We start from the raw sequence: 22,910 nt of genomic DNA on the forward strand, positions 1-22,910 counted from the left end.
ATAGTGGCGCAAACGGAAAGGGCCCCCATGACGATCGCAAAACTCTGGTCCTGGCTGAAACGGATGCAGGCAAGGACCGAAGCCGCCGATCTGTTCATGATCGCGGCGGGGATGGCCTTCTATGGCTTCCTTGCGATCTTTCCCGCCGTGGCCGCCGTCATCGCGATCTGGGGTTTCGGGGCCGATCCGGGCGTGATCCGGGGGCAGCTTGCGCTGGCGCAGGATTTCCTGCCGGGCGATGCGTTCAAGCTTGTCTCGGATCAGGTGGAGGCGCTTCTGGCCGCCAACTCACGCGATCTGGGATGGGCGACCGCAATTTCGACCGCGCTGGCGCTGTGGTCGGCGCGGGCGGGGGTGTCGGCAATGATCTCTGGCATCAATGCGATCTATCACCTGCCCAGCCGCAGCGGACTTTTGCACATGATCCGGTCGCTGGTGTTGACGATGACGCTGGTGGGGGTGGTGTTGTCGGCGATGGTGCTGGCGGTCGTGGTCCCTGTCATCATCCGATACGTCACGGAAGGCACCGGGCAGGGCCGCGCGCTGGAGCTGATGAATTTCGGCCTTGGGCTTTTGCTCGTCGTGTTCGGGATCGCGCTGGTCTATCGCCTCGGACCGAACCGCCCACCCAAGGCCAAGCGGTTCATCTTTACGCGCGGGCTGTTCGTGGCGGTGCTGCTTTGGGCGCTGATCTCGCGCGGGTTCGTGTGGTATCTGTCGAACTTCCACAGCTATAACGAGGTCTATGGCTCGATCGGTGCGGTGGTCGCGTTGCTGATGTGGATGTATCTGTCCAGCTTCGTGATCCTGCTGGGGGCGGCGGTCGATGCCGAACGCGCCGCCCACCATCATCATCAGTAATCGCGTTCCCAGAAGATGCCGATGCCGGTGTTGCCCTCGTTCCCGGCGCTGCCGCGCACGGTCAGGCTGTCGCTGACGTCAAGGTTTAGGCTGATCTCCGACTCGCCCTGCGAATCCACCTCCACCTCGGTATAGACGTTCTGCGAGATGTATTTGCCCGCGCGAACCGCAGCGGCACCGGAATCGCCCGTGGTCACGTCCAGATCGTCCAGCCCGAACCCTTGGCGCAGGTTGCCCACGATGCCTTCGCCACCCCGGCCCGCCAGCGTCGCCACCGCGTTGGCCAACTGCGCCGCCTGAAGCGGCGAGATGGTGGACAGATCGCGCCCGAACAGAAGCTGGGCCAGCACCTCCTCTTGCGGCAGGTCGGGGTTGGAGCTGAACGTCACCTCCGGCTCGTCCGCGCGCCCGGTGATGTTGACATAGCTGGTCACGCCATTGTTGGACGACGAAGCGACGACGCGCAGCTGCGGCACGAAATTGCCCTCCAGTTGCAGGCTTGCCTCGGACAGATCCAGACGACGGCCAAGGATGTCGAGCCGCCCGCGGATCAGGTTGAACGCACCGATGGGGACGATGTTGTTCGTATCGCCGGTCAGGCGCAGCTCGCCGCCAAGTTCGGCATCCAGCCCGCGCCCGCGGATGAAGATCTGGTTCGGGGCCGAGATCAGCAGGTTCAGCCCGAACGGCGTGCCGCCCTCGCCGCCGGCACTGCCCGGTTCCTCGATCAACCCGGCGCGCTGGCGGGTCTGGCGGACGACGGCGGGCTCGTTCACATGAATCAACCCGTCGATGCGCCCGGACGCGCCGAACCCGCCCGAGGGGATCTGCACCTCCGTCTCCTCCAGCGCGACGGTCCCGGCGATCAGCGCCCCGCCGGTCAGCGGGCCGGTGATGCGGATCTGCCCGCCCGCGATGGTGCGGAACAGTTGCGGATCGCTGTATTGCACGCGCGACAGGTCCACCGTCAGATCGGCGGTGTTGGGCGCGTCCAGACCCACTGTGCCGTTCACGCCGATGCGCCCGCCTTCTTCGGGGTTGCCCTGCACGGCGATGCGCGCGCGCGATCCCGACAGGTCCACCTGTGCGCCGATGTCGTTCAGGGCAAAGCCCAGTTCAGGATCGGCCAGCCGCCCGCCCGTCATCCGCGCCTGTCCCGAAACCGAGGACAGCGCCAGCGGCCCGTTCAGCCGCAGATCGAAGGCAAGCGGCCCCGAGACCGAACGCGGCGAAAGGAACACGTTCGCCAAGGCCGCCTGTGCCGAACCCGAAAGGCCAAGGTTGGCGCTGCCGAAATCGGCCGCGACGGTGCCATTGCTGCGCAGATTGATCCCCCCCGGCCCGTTCGCGGTCAGGTTCAGATCATAGCCGCTGGCCCGTTGCGCAACGGTGCCCGCCAGCGTGACCGCGCCGGGAAAGTCCGGCAGCACCAGCCCCAGATTGGCCAGCCGCGCATTCAGATCGAGGCTCTGCCCCCCGTCTATGGCTGTGCCGGTCGCCTGAAGCGACATTTGCGGGTTGGTGATGTTCGCGCGTTCCACGATCGGCTGCCCGCCGGTCAGGCGCGCGGCCACGTCGATGGTGCTGTCGCCGCGCAGCAGCCGGTCGGCCTCGGCCTGTCCGATGGCAAGGTTGGTGCCGCGTCCGGTCAGGGTCACGCGCCCATCCTCCGGCGTGCCGCTGAACCCGGCCTGTGCCACCAGCGTCCCGCGATAGCTGCCCAGAACCGACAGGTCGGTGAAGTTCAGATCGGCGGTCACGTCGCTGCCCGCCTCGGCCAAGGTGCCGTTTGCGGTCAGGGTCAGCGTGGTCGCATTCACCCGCGCTTCGGTCAGCGTGACGGTTCCGGCATTCAGCCCGGCATCGACACGGATCACCGATGGGCCGCGCAGAAGCCCGTCCACCTCGGCAATGCCGGTGCGGATCGTGTCGCCCGCCGCATCGAAGGTGACGCGGCCCTGATCGACGGTGCCGGTGAAGGCCAGATCGCCGCGCAGCGCGCCGCCATAGCCCGCGCCCAAGGGCGACAGGTCCGAAAAATTTACATTGGCCGTGATGTCGCTGCCATTGCTGGCGATCAACCCTTGGGCCGTCGCGGTCAGGGTCTGTGCGTTCACGTTCAGGCTGCGGATGCGGGTTCCCGCCTCGTCGCGCTGGGCCGACAGACGGATGACGGAGTCCCCCGCCAAAAGCCCGTCCACCTGCGGCTGGCCGATGGCAAGGTCGGTGCCGTCCATATCCACCTGCACATCGAAGCCGCCTTCCAGCGCGGCATAGCGCCCACCGATCCGCGCCTCGGTGGTGCCGGACAGCGGCATCCCGGCAAGCGTGGCGGCGCGCGACAGATCCTCGATCCGCGCGACACCGTCGCCGCTTATCGTCAGGCCGGTGGACAGCCCTTCGACGATGGCATGGGCGCGAAGCGAATAGCCCTCGCCGTTCAGCCGCAGCCGTTCGATGTTCAGCCCCGCGCCGACATCGGCGCTTTGCAGCCGCGCGCTGCCGGTCACCTCTGGCCCAAGCGCCTGTGCCAGCCCCGGATCGGCGGGGGCGAGGCCTGCGGCGGTGAAGGTCAGATCGCCCGTCACATTGCCCGGCGCGATGGTTCCGGTGCCGTCCAGCACCAGCGATTCCGCGTCGAAATCATCCCGGTCCAGCCCGTCGATGCGGATCTGCCCGCGCCAGTCGTCCGACTGGCTGGCGTCGAAGGCGATATCCAGATCGGCCGAAGTCAGCAGCGTTCGATCGGTGGACAGCGGCAACAGCACCGGCTGGCCATCCGGCGCGGCGATCCGCCCGGTCAGCGCCACGCGGTCCGGCAGCCCGTCCGCGCCGATGGTCACCCCGCCGTTCAGGTTCAGCGCCTGCGAGGTCAGCGACAGCACCGGCAGGTCCAGCACCCCCTCGACATTGCGCGAGCCTTCGACGTTCAGCGCGATGTTCGGGCCGAAGAATTCGGCATAGTCCGGCAGGAACAGCGGCGCGATATCGCCCGAGATGTCGGCGGTGAAGGCATCGCCGTTCAGCGTGACGGCCCCGGTCAGGCGCGGCTGGTCGTCGGTCGCAAGCGCGATGTCGGCACGGTAATCGTCGATGGGTCCGGTGCCCTGCACGGTCAGGTCGATCGCAGGTGCGCCCGGAAGGCCGATCGTGCGGGTGATGAGGCCATCCGCGCCTTCGGCAAGGTTCAGGTCCAGCGCAAGCTGGCGCGATTCGTTACCATAGCTGGCATCCAGCGCGATCTGCAATTCCTGCCCGTCGGTGCGGTTCGCGGTCAGGCTGACCTCGCCCTCGCCGCCCGACAGGCGGGCGGAGGCGTCGAGGCTGGCCACAACCGCCTCGCCCAGCAGCGGCGCGCCCAGTTCGACCCGCGCGGCCAGAAGCCGCCCGACATTCACCGAGACGGGCAGTTCGGGAAGCGAAAAGGGCGTCGCCTCGGGGGAGGGCGCAGCCTCCAACCCCTCGGGCGGGACGGGGGCGCGGGCGACGATGATCTCCTCGGCCGACAGTTCCGACACCTCGACCCGGCCCGCAAGAAGGGCGGAACGGCTCCAGTCCAGAACCAGCCCGCGCATGGTCAGCCAGACACCGTCATCATCGGCGATGGTCAACTCCGTCATCGTCGCGCGCGAGGACAGCGCGCCCTGAAACCCGGTGATGTTCACCTGACGGCCCGCCGAGGACAGGTTGTCCTCGATGATGCCTTCCAGCCAGCCGCGCTCCGCCTCGCCCTGCGCCTGCGCGGCGAAGGGCATCAGGATCAGCAGGAATGCGAAGATATGTCTCATCAGAAGGCCTGCCCTATGCCGACATAGATCTGGACGCCCTCGCCCGTGCCGCCCGAAACCGGGGCGGCCACGTCGAAGCGGATCGGGCCGACGCCCGTGTCGTAACGGATGCCGATGCCCGCGCCGGAATGGTAATCCTCGCCCGTGTCGGTGAAATCGTCGACGCCGACGCTGCCCGCATCGAAGAAGCCGACGACGCCGATGTTTTCCGTGACCATCACCCGCGCCTCGACCGAGGCGGCGAGGAAGGCGGTGCCGCCGATCTTGAAATCGGGGTCGGACGGGTCGGGATAGATGCCGAGCGATTGATAGGGCTGCCCGCGCACGGTCCCACCACCGCCGGAATAGAACAGGTAGTTGCGGGGCGTATCCAGCGGGTCCGGCCCGAAGACCTGCCCGCCCTGAACACGGCCCGCCAGCGTCAACCGCCGGGGCGTGCCAAAGCTGTAATAGGTGCGCGCGTCGAAAGTCAGTTGTCCACCGGATTCCGTGCCGCCAAGCCCCGCCCAAGGCGTTGCCAGCGCGTTGACATACCATCCGTCGGTCGCGTCCAGATCGTCGTCGCGCGTGTCCCAGATCGCGCCGAAGGGCAGGGCGACCGTTTCGAAGACATAGTCGCCGGAATCGTCGCTGACGTCCGAATATGTATACTGAAGCCCGACGCTGCCGGTCAGTTCTTCCGAGAAGATGTGCGAAAACCCGATGCCGAAGGTCAGGCTGTCGGAGACGTAATCCTCCTCGTCCAGCTTGGCGACGGCGGCGTTGACGCTGGCGGTGGTGTCGGCGGTGATGGTCGCGGGCCGTTCCAGCGTGACGCCAAGGTTGTAGTCGCGGCCCGAATTCTGCGCGCCGATGTTTTCGACGCCCGCATCCACGCGCAGCCGCTCGCCCCCGCCCAGCAGGTTGCGGTGCAGCCAGTATCCGGTCAGCGATGCGCCCTCGGAGGACGAAATCTCGGCCCCGATGGAGTAGCGGCGGGTCAGTTGTTCCACCACCGTCATCTCGATCGGCAGAAGGTCAGGCGCGACGGGCGTGCCTTCGGTCAGCGTGACCGAGGAGAAGATGCCGGTGCGGCGCAGGCGGTTGGCCGAGGCCTCCAGTTCTTCGGGCGAGAAACGCTCGCCTTCCGGCAAGCCGGCGATCTTTTCGACGCGGCGCGCGCTCATGCGTTCGTTGCCCGCGACGGTCACGGGGCCGAAGCGCAGGCGCGGGCCGGGGCTGAGCGCGACATCGGCGGACAGGGTCTGCGCGCGGTGGTCGGCAGCGATGCGTTGTCCGCGCGTTTCGGCCTTGGCAAAGCCCAGATCGCGCCAGCGGTCGATCCCGGCCTTCACCGCGTCCTGGATCAGCCCGGATTCAGCAGGCTCGCCCGCGCGGAAGCCATCGGGCAGTTCGGTGCCCGTCAGGATCGGGGCCACCTGTGCGTGGGAAAAGCGGAATTGCGGGCCGGGATCGACGCGCACGACGATGCGGCGGATGTCCTGCGGTGCGTTCAGCGGGGCGATGCTTGCCGCCTCGCGCCCATCGATGGTGACGCTGACCACCGGGGAATAGCGCCCGACGGCATACATCGCGCCCACCAGCCGCCCGTATTCCGCCTGCGCCGCGCCGAACAGATCGCCATCCTGCCGATCCTCGCCCCGGACGGTTTCGGCCAGAAGCGAGCTGTTCCGGATCGTCTCGGTCAGTTCGGCATCGTTGCCGACCACCTGAAACACCAGCGCATCCAGCGCCTTCGCCCCCGTCGCGCCAAGCGCCATGACCGCGGCCAGAGTGAGCGTTCGTGTTCCTGCCAAGACCTGTCCCTCTCTTTTTCAAGGACTATTGCAGGTTGGGCCGGGTGGGGCAACGCAACTCCGCCCGGTTTGATCTGTGGCGCGGCGGCGTGCCGCCAAGGGGGTTCACAGCGATGCAGGGCGTGCTAGTCATGTCGCAGGCAGCAAAGGGTGGGCGCATGTATATCGGCTTGGATCTGGGCACGTCGGGGTTGAAGGGTGTGCTGATCGACGACCGCCAGCGCGTGCTGGCCGAGGCAACCGCCCCCTTGACGGTGCAGCGCCCGCGCGAGGGATGGTCCGAACAGGCCCCCGCCGACTGGATCGCGGCGGCCGAGGCGGTGATGACGGAACTGGCGGTTCAGGATCTGTCGGCGGTGCGCGGAATCGGCCTGTCGGGCCAGATGCACGGTGCGGTGGCGCTGGACGCGGCGGACAAGGTGCTGCGCCCGGCGATCCTGTGGAACGACACCCGCAGCCATGCCGAGGCGGCCGCGCTGGACGCCGATCCGAAGTTCCGCGCGATCACCGGGAACATCGTCTTTCCCGGCTTCACCGCGCCGAAGCTGGTCTGGATGGAAAAACACGAGCCGGAATTGAGGGCCAAGGTCGCCAAGGTGTTGCTGCCCAAGGATTACCTGCGCCTGTGGCTGACCGGCGATCACGTGGCCGAGATGTCGGACGCCGCCGGAACCTCGTGGCTGGACACCGGCGCGCGGGACTGGTCGGACGATCTGCTGGCCGCGACGGGGCTGACGCGGGAAAACATGCCGCGTCTGGTCGAGGGGTCCGAAGTCTCGGGCACGCTGCGCGGCGAATTGGCGGCGAAATGGGGTCTGCCGCAGGGTGTGGTGATCGCGGGCGGCGGCGGAGACAATGCCGCATCCGCCGTGGGCGTCGGCGTCGTGCGCGCGGGCGAAGCGTTCGTGTCGCTGGGAACCTCGGGCGTGTTGTTCGCGGCCAACGATGGCTATCAGCCTGATGCCGCGACGGCGGTGCACACCTTCTGCCATTCGCTTCCCGGCGCGTGGCACCAGATGGGCGTGATCCTTGCCGCGACCGATGCGCTGAACTGGTATGCGCGGCTGGTAGGCGAGGGGGCGTCGGGCCTGACATCCGGCCTTGGCGATCTGCGCGCACCGGGCAAGGGGCTGTTCCTGCCGTATCTGGGCGGAGAGCGGACGCCGCTGAACGACGCCGCCATCCGCGGCGCGCTTCTGGGGCTAGAGCATGCGACCGACCGCGAGGCCGGAACCCGCGCCGTGCTGGAGGGCGTGACCTTCGCCATCCGTGACTGCCGCGACGCGCTGGCCGCCACGGGAACGCGGCTGGACAAGCTGATCGCCGTGGGCGGCGGGTCGCGTTCGGATTACTGGTTGCGGATGATCGCGACGGCGCTGGACGTGCCGGTGCTGCTGCCCGCCGCCGGGGATTTCGGCGGCGCGTTCGGCGCGGCGCGACTGGCGCTGATGGCCGCGACGGGGGCGGGGACGGACGTGCTAACCCTGCCGCCCATCGCGCGGGAATTTGCGCCGGATGCGTCACTTACCGCCGCTTTCGACGCGGGGCATGAGCGGTATCGTGCCGCACGCGACGCCCTTCGCGCGATGGGGTGATCGGGGCTTCAACCCCAGATAAGCAAGAGGTGACAGGAAGGGTCACACCCGCAAATTCGCGGGTGGATTCGATGTTTGGAATGTGGAAGGACGGTGGGGTTCCGTAACCAGTCCCGCGAGTGCCTCCCATGACATACCGCCTTTTGGGCGTCCCCTCCGCGCCGACGGTGCAGGAAGGATACAACCCCACCATCGACTATCTTCGCCTCGCGGCCGCGTTGGTCATCGTGCAGTTCCACAGCAAGTCCACGCTGGCGCCTCTGGGCGAAAGCGCGGTCGCATTCTTTACCATCTGCATGGTCTGGTTCACGCTGCGCGGGCTGACATCGGGGCGCCCTGCCGCGCTGGGCCAGCGGACATGGCGGCTGATGCAGCCCTTCTTCGTCTGGTGCGCGATCATGCTGGCCTGCAAGCTGGGTCAGGCCTTTGCCACCGGGGGCGATCCGATGGTGGAAATCTGGCGCTTCCTGCCACCGCGTGGAAGCTTCGCGCAGCTTTGGTTCCTGCCCTGGGCGGTAGGAGTGACCTTCATGCTGGCTTGGGCGGCGCGCCGGACGGTGATGCAGATCTCTTCATGGGGACAGCTTGGTGCGGCGCTGGTGGTTCTGGGCGTCGGATCGTTGCCGCTGCTGGCGCTCTGGGCGGATGACAGTTTGCCGCTGATCCTGCGACTTGGGGCACTCTATCTGCCATCGGTCGGGATGGGTGTGGTGATCTTTGCCGCGCGGGGGAACGGGGTGCTGTTGCTGTCGGCGGCGATGGGCTGCTCGCTGCTGGGTTCTCTTTTGGACATCGTGGGGATCGAAGGAGCGCAGCAGTTCCTGTTCGCCCCGCTGGTGATGGCGGTCGCGCTGATGGTGCGGCTGCCGGAGCTTGGCTGGACAAGGCGGCTTGGGCAGGTGTCGATGGACGTCTACCTCGTGCACATGCTGGTGATCGCCGTTGCCTATTCGCTGCCCGTTCCGGCCCCGCATACTGCCGCCGGGGGCATTCTGATCGTGCTGGCAAGCCTTGCGATCGCCGCCACCATGCAGCTTCGGTCGCGTTAGCGCCGGATGCTGGCGGTGACGTAGTTCACCGACAGATCGCGGGCCGAAAGGCTCCAGCGCCATGTGATGGGGTTGAAGACCATGCCCTTGCGGTCCACCGGGTCCAGCCCCGCGCCCCGGATCAGTGCGTAAAGTTCGTCCGGGGTGATGAACTTCTTCCAGTCATGCGTGCCCTTGGGCAGCCAGCGCATGACCCATTCCGCGCCGACGATGGCCATGGCAAAGCTTTTCGCGTTCCGGTTCAGGGTCGAACACAGCATGATCCCGCCCGGTTTCAAAAGGTCGTGACAGGCGCGCAGATATGCGGCGGGGTCGGCCACATGCTCGACCACCTCCATGTTCAGCACGGCGTCGAATTGTTCGCCCGCGTCAGCCAGCGCCTCGGCGGTGGTGTTGCGATAGTCGATGGTCAGGCCCGACTGTTCGGCATGCAGCTTCGCCACCGGAATGTTGCGCGGGGCGGCATCGGCCCCCACCACCGTCGCGCCCAGACGCGCCATCGGTTCCGACAGAAGCCCGCCGCCGCAGCCGATGTCGAGGATGCGCAGCCCCTCGAACGGGCGGTCCGCCGACAGATCGCGCCCGTATTCGGCGGCGATCTGTGTGGTGATGTAATCCAGCCGGCAGGGATTCATGACGTGCAGCGGCTTGAATTTGCCGTTCGGGTCCCACCATTCGGCTGCCATCGCCTCGAATTTCGCCACTTCTGCGGGATCGATGGTCGTTTGCATGGGCATTCCTTTTGCGGCGGGTCTTTGGCGGCTATATAGGATCATCATGGATCACAGGTCAGCCCAGAAACGCGCAGTCGAATTCCTTTACCCCCCGATCGAGCCGTTCGACCAGCGGATGATCGATATGGGCGACGGGCACCGCATCTATGTCGAACAGGCGGGCAATCCCGAGGGGCGCCCGGTTCTGGTCCTGCATGGCGGGCCGGGGGGCGGGTGCAGCCCGGCGATGCGGCGTTATTTCGATCCGGCGCATTACCGCGTGATCCTGTTCGACCAGCGGGGCTGCGGACGCTCGCGCCCCTATGCCTCGGTCGAGGATAACACGACATGGCATCTGGTCGCCGATATCGAACGCATCCGGCATCTTCTGGGGATCGAGGACTGGATCTGTTTCGGCGGAAGCTGGGGCGCGACGCTGGCTCTGGTCTATGCCATCACCCATCCCGAACGCGTGAACCGGCTGGTGCTGCGCGGCGTGTTCCTTGGCACGCAGGCGGAACTCGACTGGTTCTATGGCGGCGGGGCGGGGCGGTTCTATCCCGAACTGTGGGGGCGGTTCGTTGCGCCGATCCCGCAAGCGGAACGCGATGACATGATCGCGGCCTATAACCGCCGCCTGTTCAGCGGCGATCACGTCGAGGAAGCGCGGCTTGGCCGGATCTGGGCGAATTGGGAAAACGCGCTTGCTTCGGTCCAGACCGAAGGCGTGCCGGGCGAGGCGCCGTCCGAATATGCCCGCGCCTTCGCCCGGTTGGAGAATCACTATTTCACCAATCGCTGCTTTCTGGACGATGACGGCTGGATTCTGCGGAACCGGCGGGAAATCCAGCATATCCCGACGCTTGTCGTGCAGGGGCGTCTGGACATGATCTGTCCGCCCGTATCCGCACACCGCCTGACCGAAAACTGGGCGGGGGCAGAGCTGCGGATCGTGCCGATGGCGGGCCATGCCCTGTCCGAGCCGGGGATCAGCGCCGCGCTGGTTGCCGCGATGGACGGGCTGCGGGTCTGAGACGTTTCATCGCATTCACGGTGCTGTGACGCTTGCAGCGCGAAAACCCCCTCCTTATATACGCCCGGTAGCCGGGTAGGGCGGCAGCCTTGCCGGCCGCATCTGGGATCGGGGGCCAGGAGCCGTTCGCGGGCCTGGACCCATAAATCGCCGCCAAGCAGAGGTGCAAACACATGGCTAAAGTCATCGGGATCGACCTCGGGACCACCAACAGCTGCGTCGCCATCATGGACGGCGCGCAACCCCGAGTGATCGAGAACGCGGAAGGGGCGCGTACGACGCCCTCCATCGTCGGCTTCACGGAAAATGAACGGCTCGTGGGGCAATCCGCGAAACGTCAGGCCGTGACCAATCCGACCAACACCATCTTCGCAGTCAAACGCCTGATCGGTCGCCGCGTCACCGACGCCGAAGTGACCAAGGACAAGAAGCTGGTCCCCTATGCCATCGTCGATGGCGGGAACGGCGACGCATGGGTCGAAACCCGCGGCGAGAAGTATTCGCCCTCGCAAGTGTCGGCCTTCATCCTGCAGAAGATGAAAGAGACCGCCGAAGCCTATCTGGGCGAAGGTGTGACGCAGGCCGTCATCACGGTTCCGGCCTATTTCAACGACGCACAGCGTCAGGCGACCAAGGACGCGGGCAAGATCGCGGGCCTCGAAGTTCTGCGCATCATCAACGAGCCGACCGCTGCCGCACTGGCTTACGGGCTGGACAAGAAGGGGTCGAAGACCATCGCGGTCTATGACCTTGGCGGCGGCACCTTCGACATCACGATCCTTGAGATCGACGACGGCCTGTTCGAAGTGAAATCGACCAACGGGGACACCTTCCTTGGCGGCGAAGACTTCGACATGCGCATCGTCAGCTACCTTGCCGACGAGTTCAAGAAAGAGCATGGCGTCGATCTGACCGCCGACAAGATGGCGCTTCAGCGTCTGAAGGAAGCGGCGGAAAAGGCCAAGATCGAGCTGTCGTCCAGCCAGCAGACCGAGATCAACCAGCCGTTCATCTCGATGGACCGCAACTCGGGCACGCCGCTGCACATGGTCATGAAGCTGACCCGCGCCAAGCTGGAAAGCCTTGTGGGCGATCTGATCAAGGCGTCGATCAAGCCGTGTCAGGCTGCGCTGAAGGATGCCGGCCTTTCGATCAACGAGATCGACGAGGTGGTTCTGGTCGGCGGTATGACCCGCATGCCCAAGGTCATCGAGGAAGTGACGAAGTTCTTCGGCAAGGAGCCCCACAAGGGCGTGAACCCCGATGAAGTCGTGGCGCTGGGCGCGGCCATTCAGGCCGGCGTTCTGCAAGGCGACGTCAAGGACGTGGTGCTGCTGGACGTCACCCCGCTGTCGCTGGGGATCGAGACGCTGGGCGGCGTGTTCACCCGTCTGATCGACCGCAACACGACCATCCCGACGAAGAAGAGCCAAGTCTTCTCGACCGCCGAGGACAACCAGAACGCCGTCACCATCCGCGTCTTCCAGGGCGAGCGCGAAATGGCTGCCGACAACAAGATGCTGGGTCAGTTCAACCTTGAGGACATCCCGCCCGCTCCGCGCGGCATGCCGCAGATCGAGGTGACCTTCGACATCGACGCCAACGGCATCGTGTCGGTCGGCGCCAAGGACAAGGGCACCGGCAAGGCGCAGAACATCACGATCCAGGCGTCGGGCGGTCTGTCGGACGAAGACATCGAGAAGATGGTCAAGGATGCCGAAGCCAATGCCGAGGGCGACAAGGCCCGCAAGGAGTTGGTCGAGGCGAAGAACCAGGGCGAAAGCCTGATCCATTCGACGAAGAAATCCATCGCCGAACATGGCGACAAGGTGGACCCGTCGACGATCGAGGCGATCGAACTGGCGATGAACGCGCTGGAAGAAAACCTTGCCAAGGACGATGCCGGCAAGATCAAGGGCGGCATCCAGAACCTGACCGAAGCCGCGATGCGTCTGGGCGAGGCGATCTACAAGTCGCAGCAGGAAGCCGAAGGCGCAAATCCCGAGGAAGGCCCGCGCAATGTCGATGACGACATCGTGGACGCCGACTTCGAGGATCTGGGCGACGACAAGCGGAAATGATCCTTTCGGATCAGCGGTGAAGGGGGGCGGTCCGGAAACGGGCCGCCTTCCCGCATAAGGGACCGGAATGGCAAAACGTGATTACTATGATGTTCTGGGCGCTGCCCGCGGAGCCTCGGCCGAGGAGCTGAAGAAGGCTTATCGCACCAAGGCCAAGGAACTTCACCCAGACCGCAACAAGGACAATCCCAACGCCGAGGCGCAGTTCAAGGAAGTGAACGAAGCCTATGACGTGCTGAAGGATGCCGACAAGAAGGCAGCCTATGACCGCTTTGGCCATGCGGCTTTCGAGGGCGGCATGGGCGGCGGTCGCCCCGGGCAGGGCTATGGCCAGCAGGGCGATTTCGGCAGCGCGTTCTCGGACGTGTTCGAGGATCTGTTCGGCGATTTCATGGGCCGTGGCGGCGGTGCGGGCGGCGGGCGGCAACGCCAGACCCGCGGGTCCGATCTGCGCTACAACCTGCGCGTCTCGCTTGAGGAAGCCTTCGGCGGGGTTCAGAAGACGATCAGCGTTCCCGCATCGACCGCTTGTGGTGCATGCCACGGCACCGGGGCCGAGGGCGGCGCCGAACCCGTCACCTGCCCGACCTGTTCCGGCATGGGCAAGGTCCGCGCGCAACAGGGCTTCTTCACGGTCGAACGCACCTGCCCGACCTGCAACGGCATGGGCCAGATCGTAAAGAACCCGTGCAAGGTCTGCCATGGCGCGGGCCGGGTGGAAAAGGAACGCTCGCTGTCGGTGAACATCCCGGCGGGGGTGGAGACTGGCACCCGCATCCGTCTGGCCGGGGAAGGCGAGGCGGGGCTGCGCGGCGGTCCGTCCGGCGATCTTTACATCTTCATCGAGGTGCGCGAGCACGCGATCTTCCAGCGCGACGGCGTGCATCTGTTCTGCCGCGTGCCGGTGTCCATCGCCACCGCCGCGCTGGGCGGCGAGGTGGAGGTTCCGACCATCGACGGCGGCATGTCGCGCGTGAAGGTCCCGGCAGGCAGCCAGACCGGCAAGCAGATGCGCCTGCGCGCCAAGGGGATGCCTGCCTTGCGCGGTGGCGGATCGGGCGACATGCTGATCGAACTGGCGGTGGAAACTCCGGTCAACCTGACGGCACGTCAGAAGGAGATCCTTCGCGAATTCGACACGCTGTCATCGGACAACAATCCCGAAGGCTCCAGCTTCTTTTCGAAGGTGAAGGGCTTTTGGGACGGTATGAAGAACTGAGGGAAAAGCCATGAACATCGTGACCATCGGCGACATCGCCATCGGCGGGAACAACCCGATCTCGCTCATCCTCGGGCCGTGCCAGCTTGAATCGCTGGAACACGCGCGGATGATGGCGGGGCGGATTGCCGAGGCCTGCGCGCCGACCGGCACGAAGTTCATCTTCAAGGCCAGCTATGACAAGGCCAACCGGTCCTCCATCGGGACGGAACGCGGCCTTGGCATGGAAAAGGGGCTGGAGATCCTTGCGCAGATCAAGGACGAGTTCGGCGTTCCGGTCCTGACCGATGTTCACGAGCCGTGGCACTGCGCCAAGGCGGCCGAGGTCTGCGACGTGTTGCAGATCCCCGCGTTCCTGTGCCGCCAGACCGACCTGCTGCTGGCGGCGGGCGAGACCGGCCGCGCTATCAACATCAAGAAAGGTCAGTTCCTCGCCCCTTGGGACATGAAGAACGTCGCGGCCAAGGTCGAATCGACCGGCAACCGCAACATCATGCTGTGCGAGCGGGGAACCTCCTTCGGCTATAACGCGCTGGTTACGGATTTCCGCGGGCTGCCGACGATGGCGGCGACCGGCTGGCCGGTGGTGTTCGACGCGACGCATTCGGTGCAGCAACCGGGCGGCCTTGGCGGCACATCGGGCGGGCAGCGCGAATTCGCGCCGGTGCTGGCGCGGGCGGCCTGTGCGGTGGGCGTGTCTGCGCTGTTCATCGAAACGCATCAGGACCCGGACAACGCGCCGTCGGACGGGCCGAACATGATCCCGGTGGACCAGATGCCGGCGTTGATCGCGAACCTGCGGGCCTTCGACGCGCTGGCCAAGGGGCTCTGACATGGACGCCTGCATCATCATCCCGGCGCGCTATGCCTCCACCCGTTACCCCGCGAAACCGCTGGCGGTGCTGAAAGGGGCGAACGGCGTCAGCCGCAGCCTTTTGGAGCGGTCCGTGATCGCGGCAAGGCAGGTCGGCGTTCCGGTCTTCGTCGCCACGGATGATGACCGCATCAAGGCAGAAGCCGACCGCATCGGCGCCGACACGATCATGACCGATCCCGAATGCCGCAACGGCACCGAGCGCGTGGCGCAAGCCGTCCAGCGCGCTGGCATCACGGCCGAGGTCATCGTCAACCTGCAAGGCGACGCGCCGCTGACCCCGCCGCATTTCGTCACCGCCCTGATCGAGGCGATGCGCGGCGGCATGGGCGTTGCAACGCCCGTGCTGCGCTGCGATGCCGAGGCGTTGGCGAATTTCATGGCCGACCGCCGTGCAGGCCGCGTGGGGGCGACGACGGTGGTGTCGAACCGTCTGGGCCAGGCGCTGTATTTCTCTAAAGAAGTGATCCCCTTCACGAACGCGCAGACGGTGGTGGATGGGATCGTGCCGGTCTTCCACCATGTCGGGCTTTACGCCTACCGCCGTGCCGCTCTGGACGCCTATATGGGCTGGGATATCGGCTCGCTGGAGAAGCTGGAGGGGCTGGAACAGCTCCGTTTCCTTGAAAACGGCCACCCGGTGCAGGCGGTCGAAGTGACCGCCCCCGGCGCCGCGTTCTGGGAGTTGAACAACCCCTCCGACGTGCCGCTGATCGAAGGCTACCTTGCCCGGATGGGCATCGACTAACTCTCGCAGAAGCGGATCGTGTTGCGGAACGGGTCGTAGACGGTCATCTGCGTGCCCCATTCTTCGGTCTCCAGACCCGGGCGCATGTTGGCATAGGGCTTCGCCATCACCTCGGTGTGGAAGGCGCGGATGTTCTTCATCCGCACGAAGGTCGTCGCCCCCGGCACCGCATCGCCGTGATGTTCCGACAGATGCAGGATCAACCCTGCGCGCGAGACCTGCGTGTAAAGCGGTGCACCGGGGTGGAAGCGGTGCTGCCAGTCCTGCGTGAAGCCCAACCAGCCGACATAGAAGTCCAGCGCCTTCGATTCATCGAAGATGCGCAGGATAGGGCAGGTTTCGGTGAAGCGGGGTTGCGCGGCGGCGGTGTTCCAGTCGCGGTAGCCAAGCTGTTTGGCCACGATTTCCAGAGCGCGGGAATGCGGAATGTCCAGCTCGGCGCGCAGCGCCTTGGCCATGAGTTTGGGGTCCATCGTCGTCCTTTCGGGCGCATCTTCGGTCAGGGTCCGCGTTGCTGACAGTCGCGCCGGTGAAAGGTCGGCGTTCGGTTCGCGGCACGTTCACCATGATTGCGGACGGCGGGCCGTGCCAGCCCTGCCGCGACGCTAGCCTTGCATTAACGATTTCGCAACCATCCTTAAGGCAGGGTGAGCGCATGAGCGGATTCAGCGAAGCCCCCCTTTCCCTGTTCGATGACGAGGCCGCAGCGGCCCCGATCGCGGGCAAGTTGCCCTCCTATATCGGCGATCACCGCAAACGCCTTCGCGCGCGGTTCACCGAAGGCGGCGCTGCGGCGATGCCGGATTACGAGTTGCTGGAATTGCTGCTGTTCCGGTCCATCCCGCGGCAGGATGTAAAGCCGCTGGCGCGTCTGCTGCTGGACACGTTCGGCGATCTGAACCGGGTGGTGACGGCGCCCGTCGCGCGGCTGGTCGCGGTCAAGGGCGTGGGCGAGACGGTGGCGCAGGATCTGAAGATCCTCGAAGCCGTGGCGCAGCGGATGATGCGGGCGCGGGTGATGAACATGCCGGTGCTGTCGTCATGGGACGCGCTCTTGGACTATTGCCATACCGCGATGGCGCATCGCGATACGGAGCAGTTCCGGGTGCTGTTCCTTGACCGCAAGAACGTCCTGATCGCGGATGAGGAGCAGGGGCAAGGCACGGTGGATCATGTGCCCGTCTATCCGCGCGAAGTGGTGAAGCGGGCGCTGGAGTTGAACGCCTCGGCGCTGATCCTGGTGCACAATCACCCGTCGGGCGATCCGACGCCCTCGCAGGCCGACATCACCATGACGATCCAGATACAGGAGGCGGCGCAGGTGCTTGGGATCACGCTGCACGACCACCTGATCGTGGGTAAGGAACGCGAATTGTCGTTCAGGTCGAGTGGGTATCTGTAATCCCGCGAACGAAAAAAACCGAAGCCTCGCGGCTTCGGTTTTGCTTTTCCACGCAGGATGATCAGGCCAGCTTGCCGTGGCAGTGCTTGAACTTCTCGCCCGAGCCGCAGGGGCAGGGATCGTTCCGGCCCACCTCGCCCCAGACGGAGGGGTCCACTTCCTCGGGCGGGGCGGTTTCTTCGGTCACGACGGGCTGTGCCGCGCGCTGCTGCTGGACCAGCTGCGCCATCATCGCCTCGCGCTCCTGTTCCGTCAGCGGGCGGATCTGCGACAGGCGTTGCGTCACGTCCTGCCGCAGCGAGTTCAGCATGGATTCGAACAGCGTGAAACCTTCGGTCTTGTATTCCGACAGCGGATCGCGCTGGGCATAGCCGCGGAAGCCGACGACCGAACGCAGATGCTCCAGCCGCATCAGATGCTCGCGCCACTTGGCGTCGATGGTCTGAAGCAGGACCTGCTTTTCGATGTTCTTCATCGTCTCGGGGCCGAAGGCTTCCAGCTTTTCGGCCATCGCCTTGTCCGACGCCTCGAAGATGCGGTCGCGGATGTCGTTCTGATCGACGCCTTCCTCGGCCGCCCACGCCGCCACGGGCAGGTCCAGCACCAGCTTATCCTTCACCGCCGCGTCCAGTTCCTCAACTTCCCACGCGTCGGAATAGGATTTGGGCGGCATGTATTCGTCCACCAGATCGTCGATGACCTGATGGCGCATGTCCTGCGCGATTTCCGACAGGTCCTCGGCGGCCATGATCTCCAGCCGCTGGCTGAAGATCGCCTTGCGCTGGTCGTTCATGACGTCGTCGAACTTCAGAAGGTTCTTGCGCATGTCGAAGTTGCGGCCTTCGACCTTGGCCTGCGCCTTTTCCAGCGACTTGTTCACCCAAGGGTGCACGATCGCCTCGCCTTCCTTCATGCCCAGCGTGGACAGCACCTTGTCCAGACGTTCCGAGCCGAAGATGCGCATCAGATCGTCTTCCAGCGACAGGAAGAATGACGAACGCCCCGGATCGCCCTGACGGCCCGAACGGCCCCGAAGCTGGTTGTCGATGCGGCGCGATTCGTGGCGTTCGGTGGCAAGGACGTAAAGGCCGCCAGCTTCCAGAACCTTGGCCTTCTCCTCGGCGTGCTCGGCCTCGATGCGGGTGCGCAATTCGTCCGGATGCGCTTCGGGATCGGCGGCCAGCGCCTCCATCACCTTCATCTCGACGTTGCCGCCAAGCTGGATGTCGGTGCCGCGCCCGGCCATGTTGGTCGCGATGGTGACTGCGCCCAGCTTGCCGGCATCGGCGACGATCTGCGCCTCCTGCTCGTGCTGGCGCGCGTTCAGGACGTTATGCGGGATGCCTTCGGAGTTCAGGAGTTGCGACAGCATCTCCGACTTCTCGATGGAGGTCGTGCCGACGAGGATCGGCTGGCGACGCTCGTAGGCTTCCTTGATCGCCTTGACCACGCCTTCGTATTTCTCGCGCGCGGTGCGATAGACTTGGTCGTGTTCGTCCGTACGGTTGACGCCGCGGTTGGTCGGAACCTCGACCACGCCCAGCTTGTAGATCTCCATGAATTCCTCGGCCTCGGTCAGGGCCGTGCCGGTCATGCCCGACAGCTTGGAATACAGGCGGAAATAGTTCTGGAAGGTGACTGATGCCAGCGTCACGTTCTCGGGCTGGATCTTGACCTCCTCCTTCGCCTCGATGGCCTGATGCAGACCTTCGGACAGGCGGCGGCCCTTCATCATGCGGCCGGTGAATTCGTCGATCAGCATCACCTCGCCGTCGCGGACGATATAGTGCTGGTCCTTCAGATACAGCTTGTGGGCGCGCAGCGCCTGCGTGACGTGGTGAACCAGCGTCGTGCTTTCGGGATCGTAGAGCGACTGGCCTTCGGGCAGCAGGCCGACCTCGGCCAGCTTGTCCTCGATGAATTCGTTGCCTTCTTCAGTGAAGGTCACGTTGCGGGTCTTTTCGTCCAGCTTGAAATGTTCGTCGGTCACGAACGGGATAAGCTTGTCCACCGCCACATACAGTTCCGAGCGGTCCTGCGACGGGCCGGAGATGATCAGAGGCGTGCGCGCTTCATCGACCAGAATCGAGTCGACCTCGTCCACGATGGCGAAGTTGTGACCGCGCTGGGCCATTTCCTCGATCGAGTTCTTCATGTTGTCACGAAGATAATCGAAGCCCAGCTCGTTGTTGGTGGCATAGGTGATGTCGGCGCGATAGGCCTCACGCTTCTCCGCCTCGGGCTGGAAGGGATAGACGACGCCGGTGGTCAGGCCAAGCTGGCCATAGACCTTGCTCATCCATTCCGCGTCGCGTTTCGCCAGATAATCGTTCACGGTGACGACATGCACGCCCTTGCCCGTCAGCGCGTTCAGATAGGCGGGGAAGGTCGCAACCAGCGTCTTGCCCTCGCCCGTCTTCATTTCGGCGATGTTGCCTTGGTGCAGGAAGATTCCGCCCATCAGCTGCACGTCATAGGCACGCAGGCCAAGCGCGCGGCGGGCGCCTTCGCGGCAGTTGGCGAAAGCCTCGGGCAGCATTTTGTCCAGAGACTCGCCGCCTCGGGCGCGTTTTTGCAGTTCGGCGGTCTTCGCCTTCAGGCCTTCATCGCTCAGCGCCTTGAACTCGGGCTCCAGCGCGTTGATCTTGGCGACCAGCGGGCGCACCGATTTGACGATCCGGTCGTTGGGCGAGCCAAAGACCTTCTTCGCGATACTTCCGAGACCCAGCATGTTTTCTCCGCGCGGCCGTGTCAAAGGCGTGTGACATGATCGTGTGAGGGTGTGGCCTTGGCTGTCCTTACGCCTTAAATGGTGGGCGCAAGGTCCTGGCGGGCCCCTCACTCGTGACGCAAGCGATGTAAGGGCAGGCTGGGGCCAAGTCAACGTCGCGCGTCCCGCGCGGCCTTACCCGGAGTATGTCGATGCTGACGAAAACGAAGCTGTCCCTCACCGCGCTTGCGCTGGTTCTGGCAACGCCGCTGATGGCGCAGGAGCCTTCGGGCGACACGGTGGTCGCAACCGTGGGCGGCAAGGACATCACGCTGGCCCAGATGCTGGTGCTGCGCGAGAAGCTTCCCCCCCAGTATCAAAGCCTGCCGGACGATGCGCTGTATCAGGGCATCCTTGAACAGCTGATCCAGCAGGAGGCGCTGGCCCAGTCGGTCGAGGGCGAGATCACCCCCAAGGACGAGATCGCGATGAACCTCGAACGTCAGTCCTATCTGGCGGGCAAGGCGCTGGAGGAGGTAGCAGGGGCGGCGGTCACGGACGAGGCGCTTCAGGCCGCCTATGACGCGCGCTATGCCGATGCGGCGCCGACGACCGAATACAATGCGTCGCATATCCTCGTGGACAGCGAGGAGAAGGCGAAGGAGCTGAAGACCCAGATCGACGGCGGCGCCGATTTCGCCAAGTTGGCGACCGAGAATTCCTCGGACCCCGGTTCGGCCCAGAACGGCGGCTCGCTGGGCTGGTTCGGACCCGGCATGATGGTGAAGCCCTTCGAGGATGCCGTGAACACGCTGGAGCCGGGCGCGGTGTCAAACCCGATCCAAACCCAGTTCGGCTGGCATCTGGTGAAGCTGAACGAGACGCGCGACGCGGGAAAGCCGACGCTTGATGCCGTGCGCGACGAATTGGCGGCCGAACTTCAGCAGGCTGCCGTGACCGAGCACCTGACCAAGATCACCGAAGGCGCAAACGTCACGCGCAGCGAAGAAACTATTGACCCGAGCGTGCTTCGCAACGATTCCTTGATCGCGGAATAAGGGAGCCAAAACATGGCGAAGACCGACTGGAAGGCCGAGGCCAAGTCGCTGAAGAAAAAGCTGACCAAGGCCAAGGCGCAAAACGATGCGCCGAAGGCGAAGGTGAAGTCGGTCTCGCCGCTGGCACCCAAGGACGGGTTCCCGAGGCTGCCCGACATCGCCGGGGTCGAATTCTCGGCGGTGGAAGCGGGGGTGCGTTACGCCAATCGCACCGACGTCACGCTGATCCGGCTTGTGCCGGGAACGTCGGTCGCGGGTGTGTTCACGCGGTCCTCGACCCGCGCGGCCTGCGTGCTGGACTGTCAGGAGAAACTGGCGATGACGGTTCCGCGCAAGGCGGGGGCGGCGATCATCGTGAACTCCGGCAACTCCAACGCCTTTACCGGATCGGCGGGGGTGAAGTCGGTTGCTGCCGTGACGGGGCGCGTGGCCGATGTGCTGGGCATCCCGGCCAGCCGCGTGTTCTCGTCGTCCACCGGCGTGATCGGAGAGCCGCTGCCGCATCAGCGCATCACCGCGAAGGTGCCGGAACTGGTGGCCTCGCTTGATCCGTCGGGGATCGAGATGGCCGCGCGGGCGATCATGACCACCGACACCTTCCCCAAGGGTGCCTCGGCGGTCGTGCAGGGCGAGGGCGGAGAGATCCGCATCTCGGGCATCGCCAAGGGGTCGGGGATGATCGCGCCCGACATGGCGACGATGCTGGTCTACATCTTCACCGATGCGAAGATCAAACCGGCGTTGCTGCAAAAGATGCTGTCGCGTCAGGTGGACGATACGTTCAACGCGATCACCGTGGACAGCGACACCTCGACCTCGGACGCGCTGATTCTGGCGGCAACCGGCCAAAGCGCGGCCGCCGAGGTGAAGGGCGGCGAGGTTGCCAAAGCCTTCGAGGCGGCGCTGTCGGGCGTGATGCTGCATCTGGCGCATCAGGTGGTCAAGGACGGCGAAGGCGCGAGGAAATTCGTCGAAGTGCGCGTGACGCGGGCGGCCTCGCCCGAGGATGCGACGCGGGTGGCGATGGCGATTGCCAACTCGCCGCTGGTCAAGACCGCCATCGCGGGCGAAGACCCGAACTGGGGCCGCATCGTCATGGCGGTCGGCAAATCCGGCGCGGCGGCGGACCGCGACAAGCTGAAGATTTCGCTGGGCGACATGGTTCTGGCCGAGCGGGGCTGGAGAGCGAAGTCGTATTCCGAGGAGGATGCGGCGGCCTATATGAAGGGCGAGAACCTCGTGATCTCGGTCGATCTGGGGTTGGGGCGCGGTGCGAAGACCGTCTGGACCTGCGATCTGACCCACCGCTATATCGACATCAACGCGGATTATCGTTCGTGAAGATTGTCCTTGTTTCGGCCGTCGCTTTGATCGACAGCGACGGCCGTGTTCTTCTGGCCCAGCGCCCCGAGGGGAAATCCCTTGCGGGCATGTGGGAATTTCCCGGTGGCAAGGTCGAGCCGGGTGAGACGCCCGAAGCCGCGATGATCCGCGAGTTGAAGGAGGAGCTGGGCATCGACACCCATGCCAGCTGCCTCGCGCCTCTGACCTTCGCCAGCCATTCCTATGCCGATTTCCACCTGCTGATGCCGCTTTTTGCCTGTCGGAAATGGCAGGGCGTGCCGCATGGGCATGAGGGGCAGGCGTTGGCCTGGGTGCGCCCGGGCGCGCTGACGGAATACGAGATGCCCCCGGCAGACCTGCCGTTGATCCCCATTCTGCGCGATTGGCTGTGACTAAAAGTTCACAATACAACCAAGGAATGAGCGATCACGAAGCTTTGGTGATGAATTTTTAATTTCTCTGTGTATGGTTGTCTCATGGGGACTAGCTATGGGGATAGCCATGTTGAGAACGATTTCCTTGGGAAGTTGCATCTCGGTTCAGGGGCTCGTCGTGGGTCAGCAGGCGGATGGACGCATCATCGTCCGCGTGGATGAAAAGACCTTCGTCGGCTTTCCTGTATCGGGCCGGTAACAGAAC

The 22,910-nt window shown here is 65.1% G+C and carries 17 protein-coding genes; 12 read left to right on the forward strand and 5 right to left on the reverse strand.

All coding sequences use genetic code 11. From position 1 onward, the window contains the following. The first annotated feature begins 27 nt into the window (after nt 1-27). Nucleotides 28-861: a YihY/virulence factor BrkB family protein gene (locus E2K76_RS04905; RefSeq protein WP_136683160.1), complete on the forward strand. Its 834-nt coding sequence runs from the start codon at nt 28-30 to the stop codon at nt 859-861. On the opposite strand, the gene E2K76_RS04910 is transcribed toward E2K76_RS04905, so the two are convergent. Beyond that, on the reverse strand, nt 855-4,649 hold the full coding sequence (locus tag E2K76_RS04910) for a translocation/assembly module TamB domain-containing protein (protein WP_136683161.1): 3,795 nt from the start codon (nt 4,647-4,649) through the stop codon (nt 855-857). The genes E2K76_RS04905 and E2K76_RS04910 overlap by 7 nt on opposite strands. Beyond that, a complete protein-coding gene (locus E2K76_RS04915) occupies nt 4,649-6,445 on the reverse strand; it encodes an autotransporter assembly complex protein TamA (protein ID WP_246032893.1) in 1,797 nt (598 codons plus the stop codon). Before E2K76_RS04915 ends, E2K76_RS04910 begins: the two co-directional genes overlap by 1 nt. A 158-nt stretch (nt 6,446-6,603) precedes the next feature. Here E2K76_RS04915 and xylB point away from each other — a divergent pair, with 158 nt between their 5' ends. Both xylB and E2K76_RS04925 read left to right on the forward strand, forming a co-directional pair. Further along, nucleotides 6,604-8,040, forward strand: a complete 1,437-nt coding sequence (gene xylB, locus E2K76_RS04920) for a xylulokinase (RefSeq protein ID WP_136683162.1) — start codon at nt 6,604-6,606, stop codon at nt 8,038-8,040. 128 nt (nt 8,041-8,168) lie between these two features. Next, the gene (locus E2K76_RS04925) at nt 8,169-9,089 is read left to right on the forward strand and encodes an acyltransferase family protein (RefSeq protein ID WP_136683163.1); all 921 of its coding nucleotides are present in this window, start codon (nt 8,169-8,171) and stop codon (nt 9,087-9,089) included. On the opposite strand, the gene ubiG is transcribed toward E2K76_RS04925, so the two are convergent. Beyond that, on the reverse strand, nt 9,086-9,826 hold the full coding sequence (gene ubiG / locus E2K76_RS04930; protein WP_136683164.1) for a bifunctional 2-polyprenyl-6-hydroxyphenol methylase/3-demethylubiquinol 3-O-methyltransferase UbiG: 741 nt from the start codon (nt 9,824-9,826) through the stop codon (nt 9,086-9,088). The genes E2K76_RS04925 and ubiG overlap by 4 nt on opposite strands. Before the next feature lie 40 nt (nt 9,827-9,866). Here ubiG and pip point away from each other — a divergent pair, with 40 nt between their 5' ends. From pip to E2K76_RS04955, 5 genes are all read left to right on the forward strand, one after another. Next, on the forward strand, nt 9,867-10,835 hold the full coding sequence (gene pip, locus E2K76_RS04935; protein WP_136683165.1) for a prolyl aminopeptidase: 969 nt from the start codon (nt 9,867-9,869) through the stop codon (nt 10,833-10,835). A gap of 173 nt (nt 10,836-11,008) precedes the next feature. After that, on the forward strand, nt 11,009-12,916 hold the full coding sequence (gene dnaK / locus E2K76_RS04940) for a molecular chaperone DnaK (RefSeq protein WP_136683166.1): 1,908 nt from the start codon (nt 11,009-11,011) through the stop codon (nt 12,914-12,916). A 67-nt stretch (nt 12,917-12,983) separates the two neighbouring features. Further along, on the forward strand, nt 12,984-14,135 hold the full coding sequence (gene dnaJ, locus E2K76_RS04945; protein WP_136683167.1) for a molecular chaperone DnaJ: 1,152 nt from the start codon (nt 12,984-12,986) through the stop codon (nt 14,133-14,135). Between the two features lie 10 nt (nt 14,136-14,145). Then, entirely contained in the window at nt 14,146-14,967 is an 822-nt protein-coding gene (gene kdsA / locus E2K76_RS04950) for a 3-deoxy-8-phosphooctulonate synthase (protein ID WP_136683168.1), read from the forward strand. 1 nt (nt 14,968) lies between these two features. Next, nucleotides 14,969-15,757, forward strand: coding sequence for a 3-deoxy-manno-octulosonate cytidylyltransferase (locus tag E2K76_RS04955; protein WP_136683169.1), 789 nt, complete (start codon nt 14,969-14,971; stop codon nt 15,755-15,757). Here E2K76_RS04955 and E2K76_RS04960 read toward each other — a convergent pair. Beyond that, nucleotides 15,754-16,230 (reverse strand): glyoxalase superfamily protein, encoded by a 477-nt coding sequence (locus E2K76_RS04960; protein ID WP_136683170.1) that lies wholly within the window; start codon nt 16,228-16,230, stop codon nt 15,754-15,756. The two genes, E2K76_RS04955 and E2K76_RS04960, sit on opposite strands and share 4 nt — an antisense overlap. Nucleotides 16,231-16,412: 182 nt before the next feature. On the opposite strand from E2K76_RS04960, the gene radC reads away from it, so the two are divergent. Then, complete coding sequence (gene radC / locus E2K76_RS04965; protein ID WP_136683171.1) at nt 16,413-17,159, forward strand: RadC family protein; 747 nt, start codon at nt 16,413-16,415, stop codon at nt 17,157-17,159. Between the two features lie 61 nt (nt 17,160-17,220). On the opposite strand, the gene secA is transcribed toward radC, so the two are convergent. Further along, the gene (gene secA, locus E2K76_RS04970; protein ID WP_136683172.1) at nt 17,221-19,890 is read right to left on the reverse strand and encodes a preprotein translocase subunit SecA; all 2,670 of its coding nucleotides are present in this window, start codon (nt 19,888-19,890) and stop codon (nt 17,221-17,223) included. Nucleotides 19,891-20,075: 185 nt separating this feature from the next. Between secA and E2K76_RS04975 the strand changes: the two genes are divergently transcribed. The 3 genes from E2K76_RS04975 to mutT are packed head-to-tail and all read left to right on the forward strand — an operon-like array spanning nt 20,076 to nt 22,663. Then, on the forward strand, nt 20,076-20,927 hold the full coding sequence (locus E2K76_RS04975; RefSeq protein ID WP_136683173.1) for a peptidylprolyl isomerase: 852 nt from the start codon (nt 20,076-20,078) through the stop codon (nt 20,925-20,927). Between the two features lie 12 nt (nt 20,928-20,939). Continuing rightward, entirely contained in the window at nt 20,940-22,268 is a 1,329-nt protein-coding gene (gene argJ, locus E2K76_RS04980; RefSeq protein WP_136683174.1) for a bifunctional glutamate N-acetyltransferase/amino-acid acetyltransferase ArgJ, read from the forward strand. Next, nucleotides 22,265-22,663 (forward strand): 8-oxo-dGTP diphosphatase MutT, encoded by a 399-nt coding sequence (gene mutT / locus E2K76_RS04985; protein ID WP_136683175.1) that lies wholly within the window; start codon nt 22,265-22,267, stop codon nt 22,661-22,663. Before argJ ends, mutT begins: the two co-directional genes overlap by 4 nt. Nucleotides 22,664-22,910 lie beyond the last annotated feature (247 nt).

The organism is Falsirhodobacter xinxiangensis (genome assembly GCF_004959935.1).
Taxonomy (GTDB): Bacteria; Pseudomonadota; Alphaproteobacteria; order Rhodobacterales; family Rhodobacteraceae; genus Falsirhodobacter; species Falsirhodobacter xinxiangensis.

What these genes read in the sequence shown, in the direction of transcription:
- E2K76_RS04905 (WP_136683160.1), top strand. Translation starts at nt 28, where the DNA reads ATGACGATCGCAAAACTCTGGTCCTGGCTGAAACGGATGCAGGCAAGG.
- xylB (WP_136683162.1), top strand. Translation starts at nt 6,604, where the DNA reads ATGTATATCGGCTTGGATCTGGGCACGTCGGGGTTGAAGGGTGTGCTG.
- E2K76_RS04960 (WP_136683170.1), bottom strand. Translation starts at nt 16,230, where the DNA reads ATGGACCCCAAACTCATGGCCAAGGCGCTGCGCGCCGAGCTGGACATT.
- E2K76_RS04955 (WP_136683169.1), top strand. Translation starts at nt 14,969, where the DNA reads ATGGACGCCTGCATCATCATCCCGGCGCGCTATGCCTCCACCCGTTAC.
- E2K76_RS04925 (WP_136683163.1), top strand. Translation starts at nt 8,169, where the DNA reads ATGACATACCGCCTTTTGGGCGTCCCCTCCGCGCCGACGGTGCAGGAA.
- dnaK (WP_136683166.1), top strand. Translation starts at nt 11,009, where the DNA reads ATGGCTAAAGTCATCGGGATCGACCTCGGGACCACCAACAGCTGCGTC.
- E2K76_RS04910 (WP_136683161.1), bottom strand. Translation starts at nt 4,649, where the DNA reads ATGAGACATATCTTCGCATTCCTGCTGATCCTGATGCCCTTCGCCGCG.
- ubiG (WP_136683164.1), bottom strand. Translation starts at nt 9,826, where the DNA reads ATGCCCATGCAAACGACCATCGATCCCGCAGAAGTGGCGAAATTCGAG.
- argJ (WP_136683174.1), top strand. Translation starts at nt 20,940, where the DNA reads ATGGCGAAGACCGACTGGAAGGCCGAGGCCAAGTCGCTGAAGAAAAAG.
- dnaJ (WP_136683167.1), top strand. Translation starts at nt 12,984, where the DNA reads ATGGCAAAACGTGATTACTATGATGTTCTGGGCGCTGCCCGCGGAGCC.
- kdsA (WP_136683168.1), top strand. Translation starts at nt 14,146, where the DNA reads ATGAACATCGTGACCATCGGCGACATCGCCATCGGCGGGAACAACCCG.
- radC (WP_136683171.1), top strand. Translation starts at nt 16,413, where the DNA reads ATGAGCGGATTCAGCGAAGCCCCCCTTTCCCTGTTCGATGACGAGGCC.
- pip (WP_136683165.1), top strand. Translation starts at nt 9,867, where the DNA reads ATGGATCACAGGTCAGCCCAGAAACGCGCAGTCGAATTCCTTTACCCC.
- secA (WP_136683172.1), bottom strand. Translation starts at nt 19,890, where the DNA reads ATGCTGGGTCTCGGAAGTATCGCGAAGAAGGTCTTTGGCTCGCCCAAC.
- E2K76_RS04975 (WP_136683173.1), top strand. Translation starts at nt 20,076, where the DNA reads ATGTCGATGCTGACGAAAACGAAGCTGTCCCTCACCGCGCTTGCGCTG.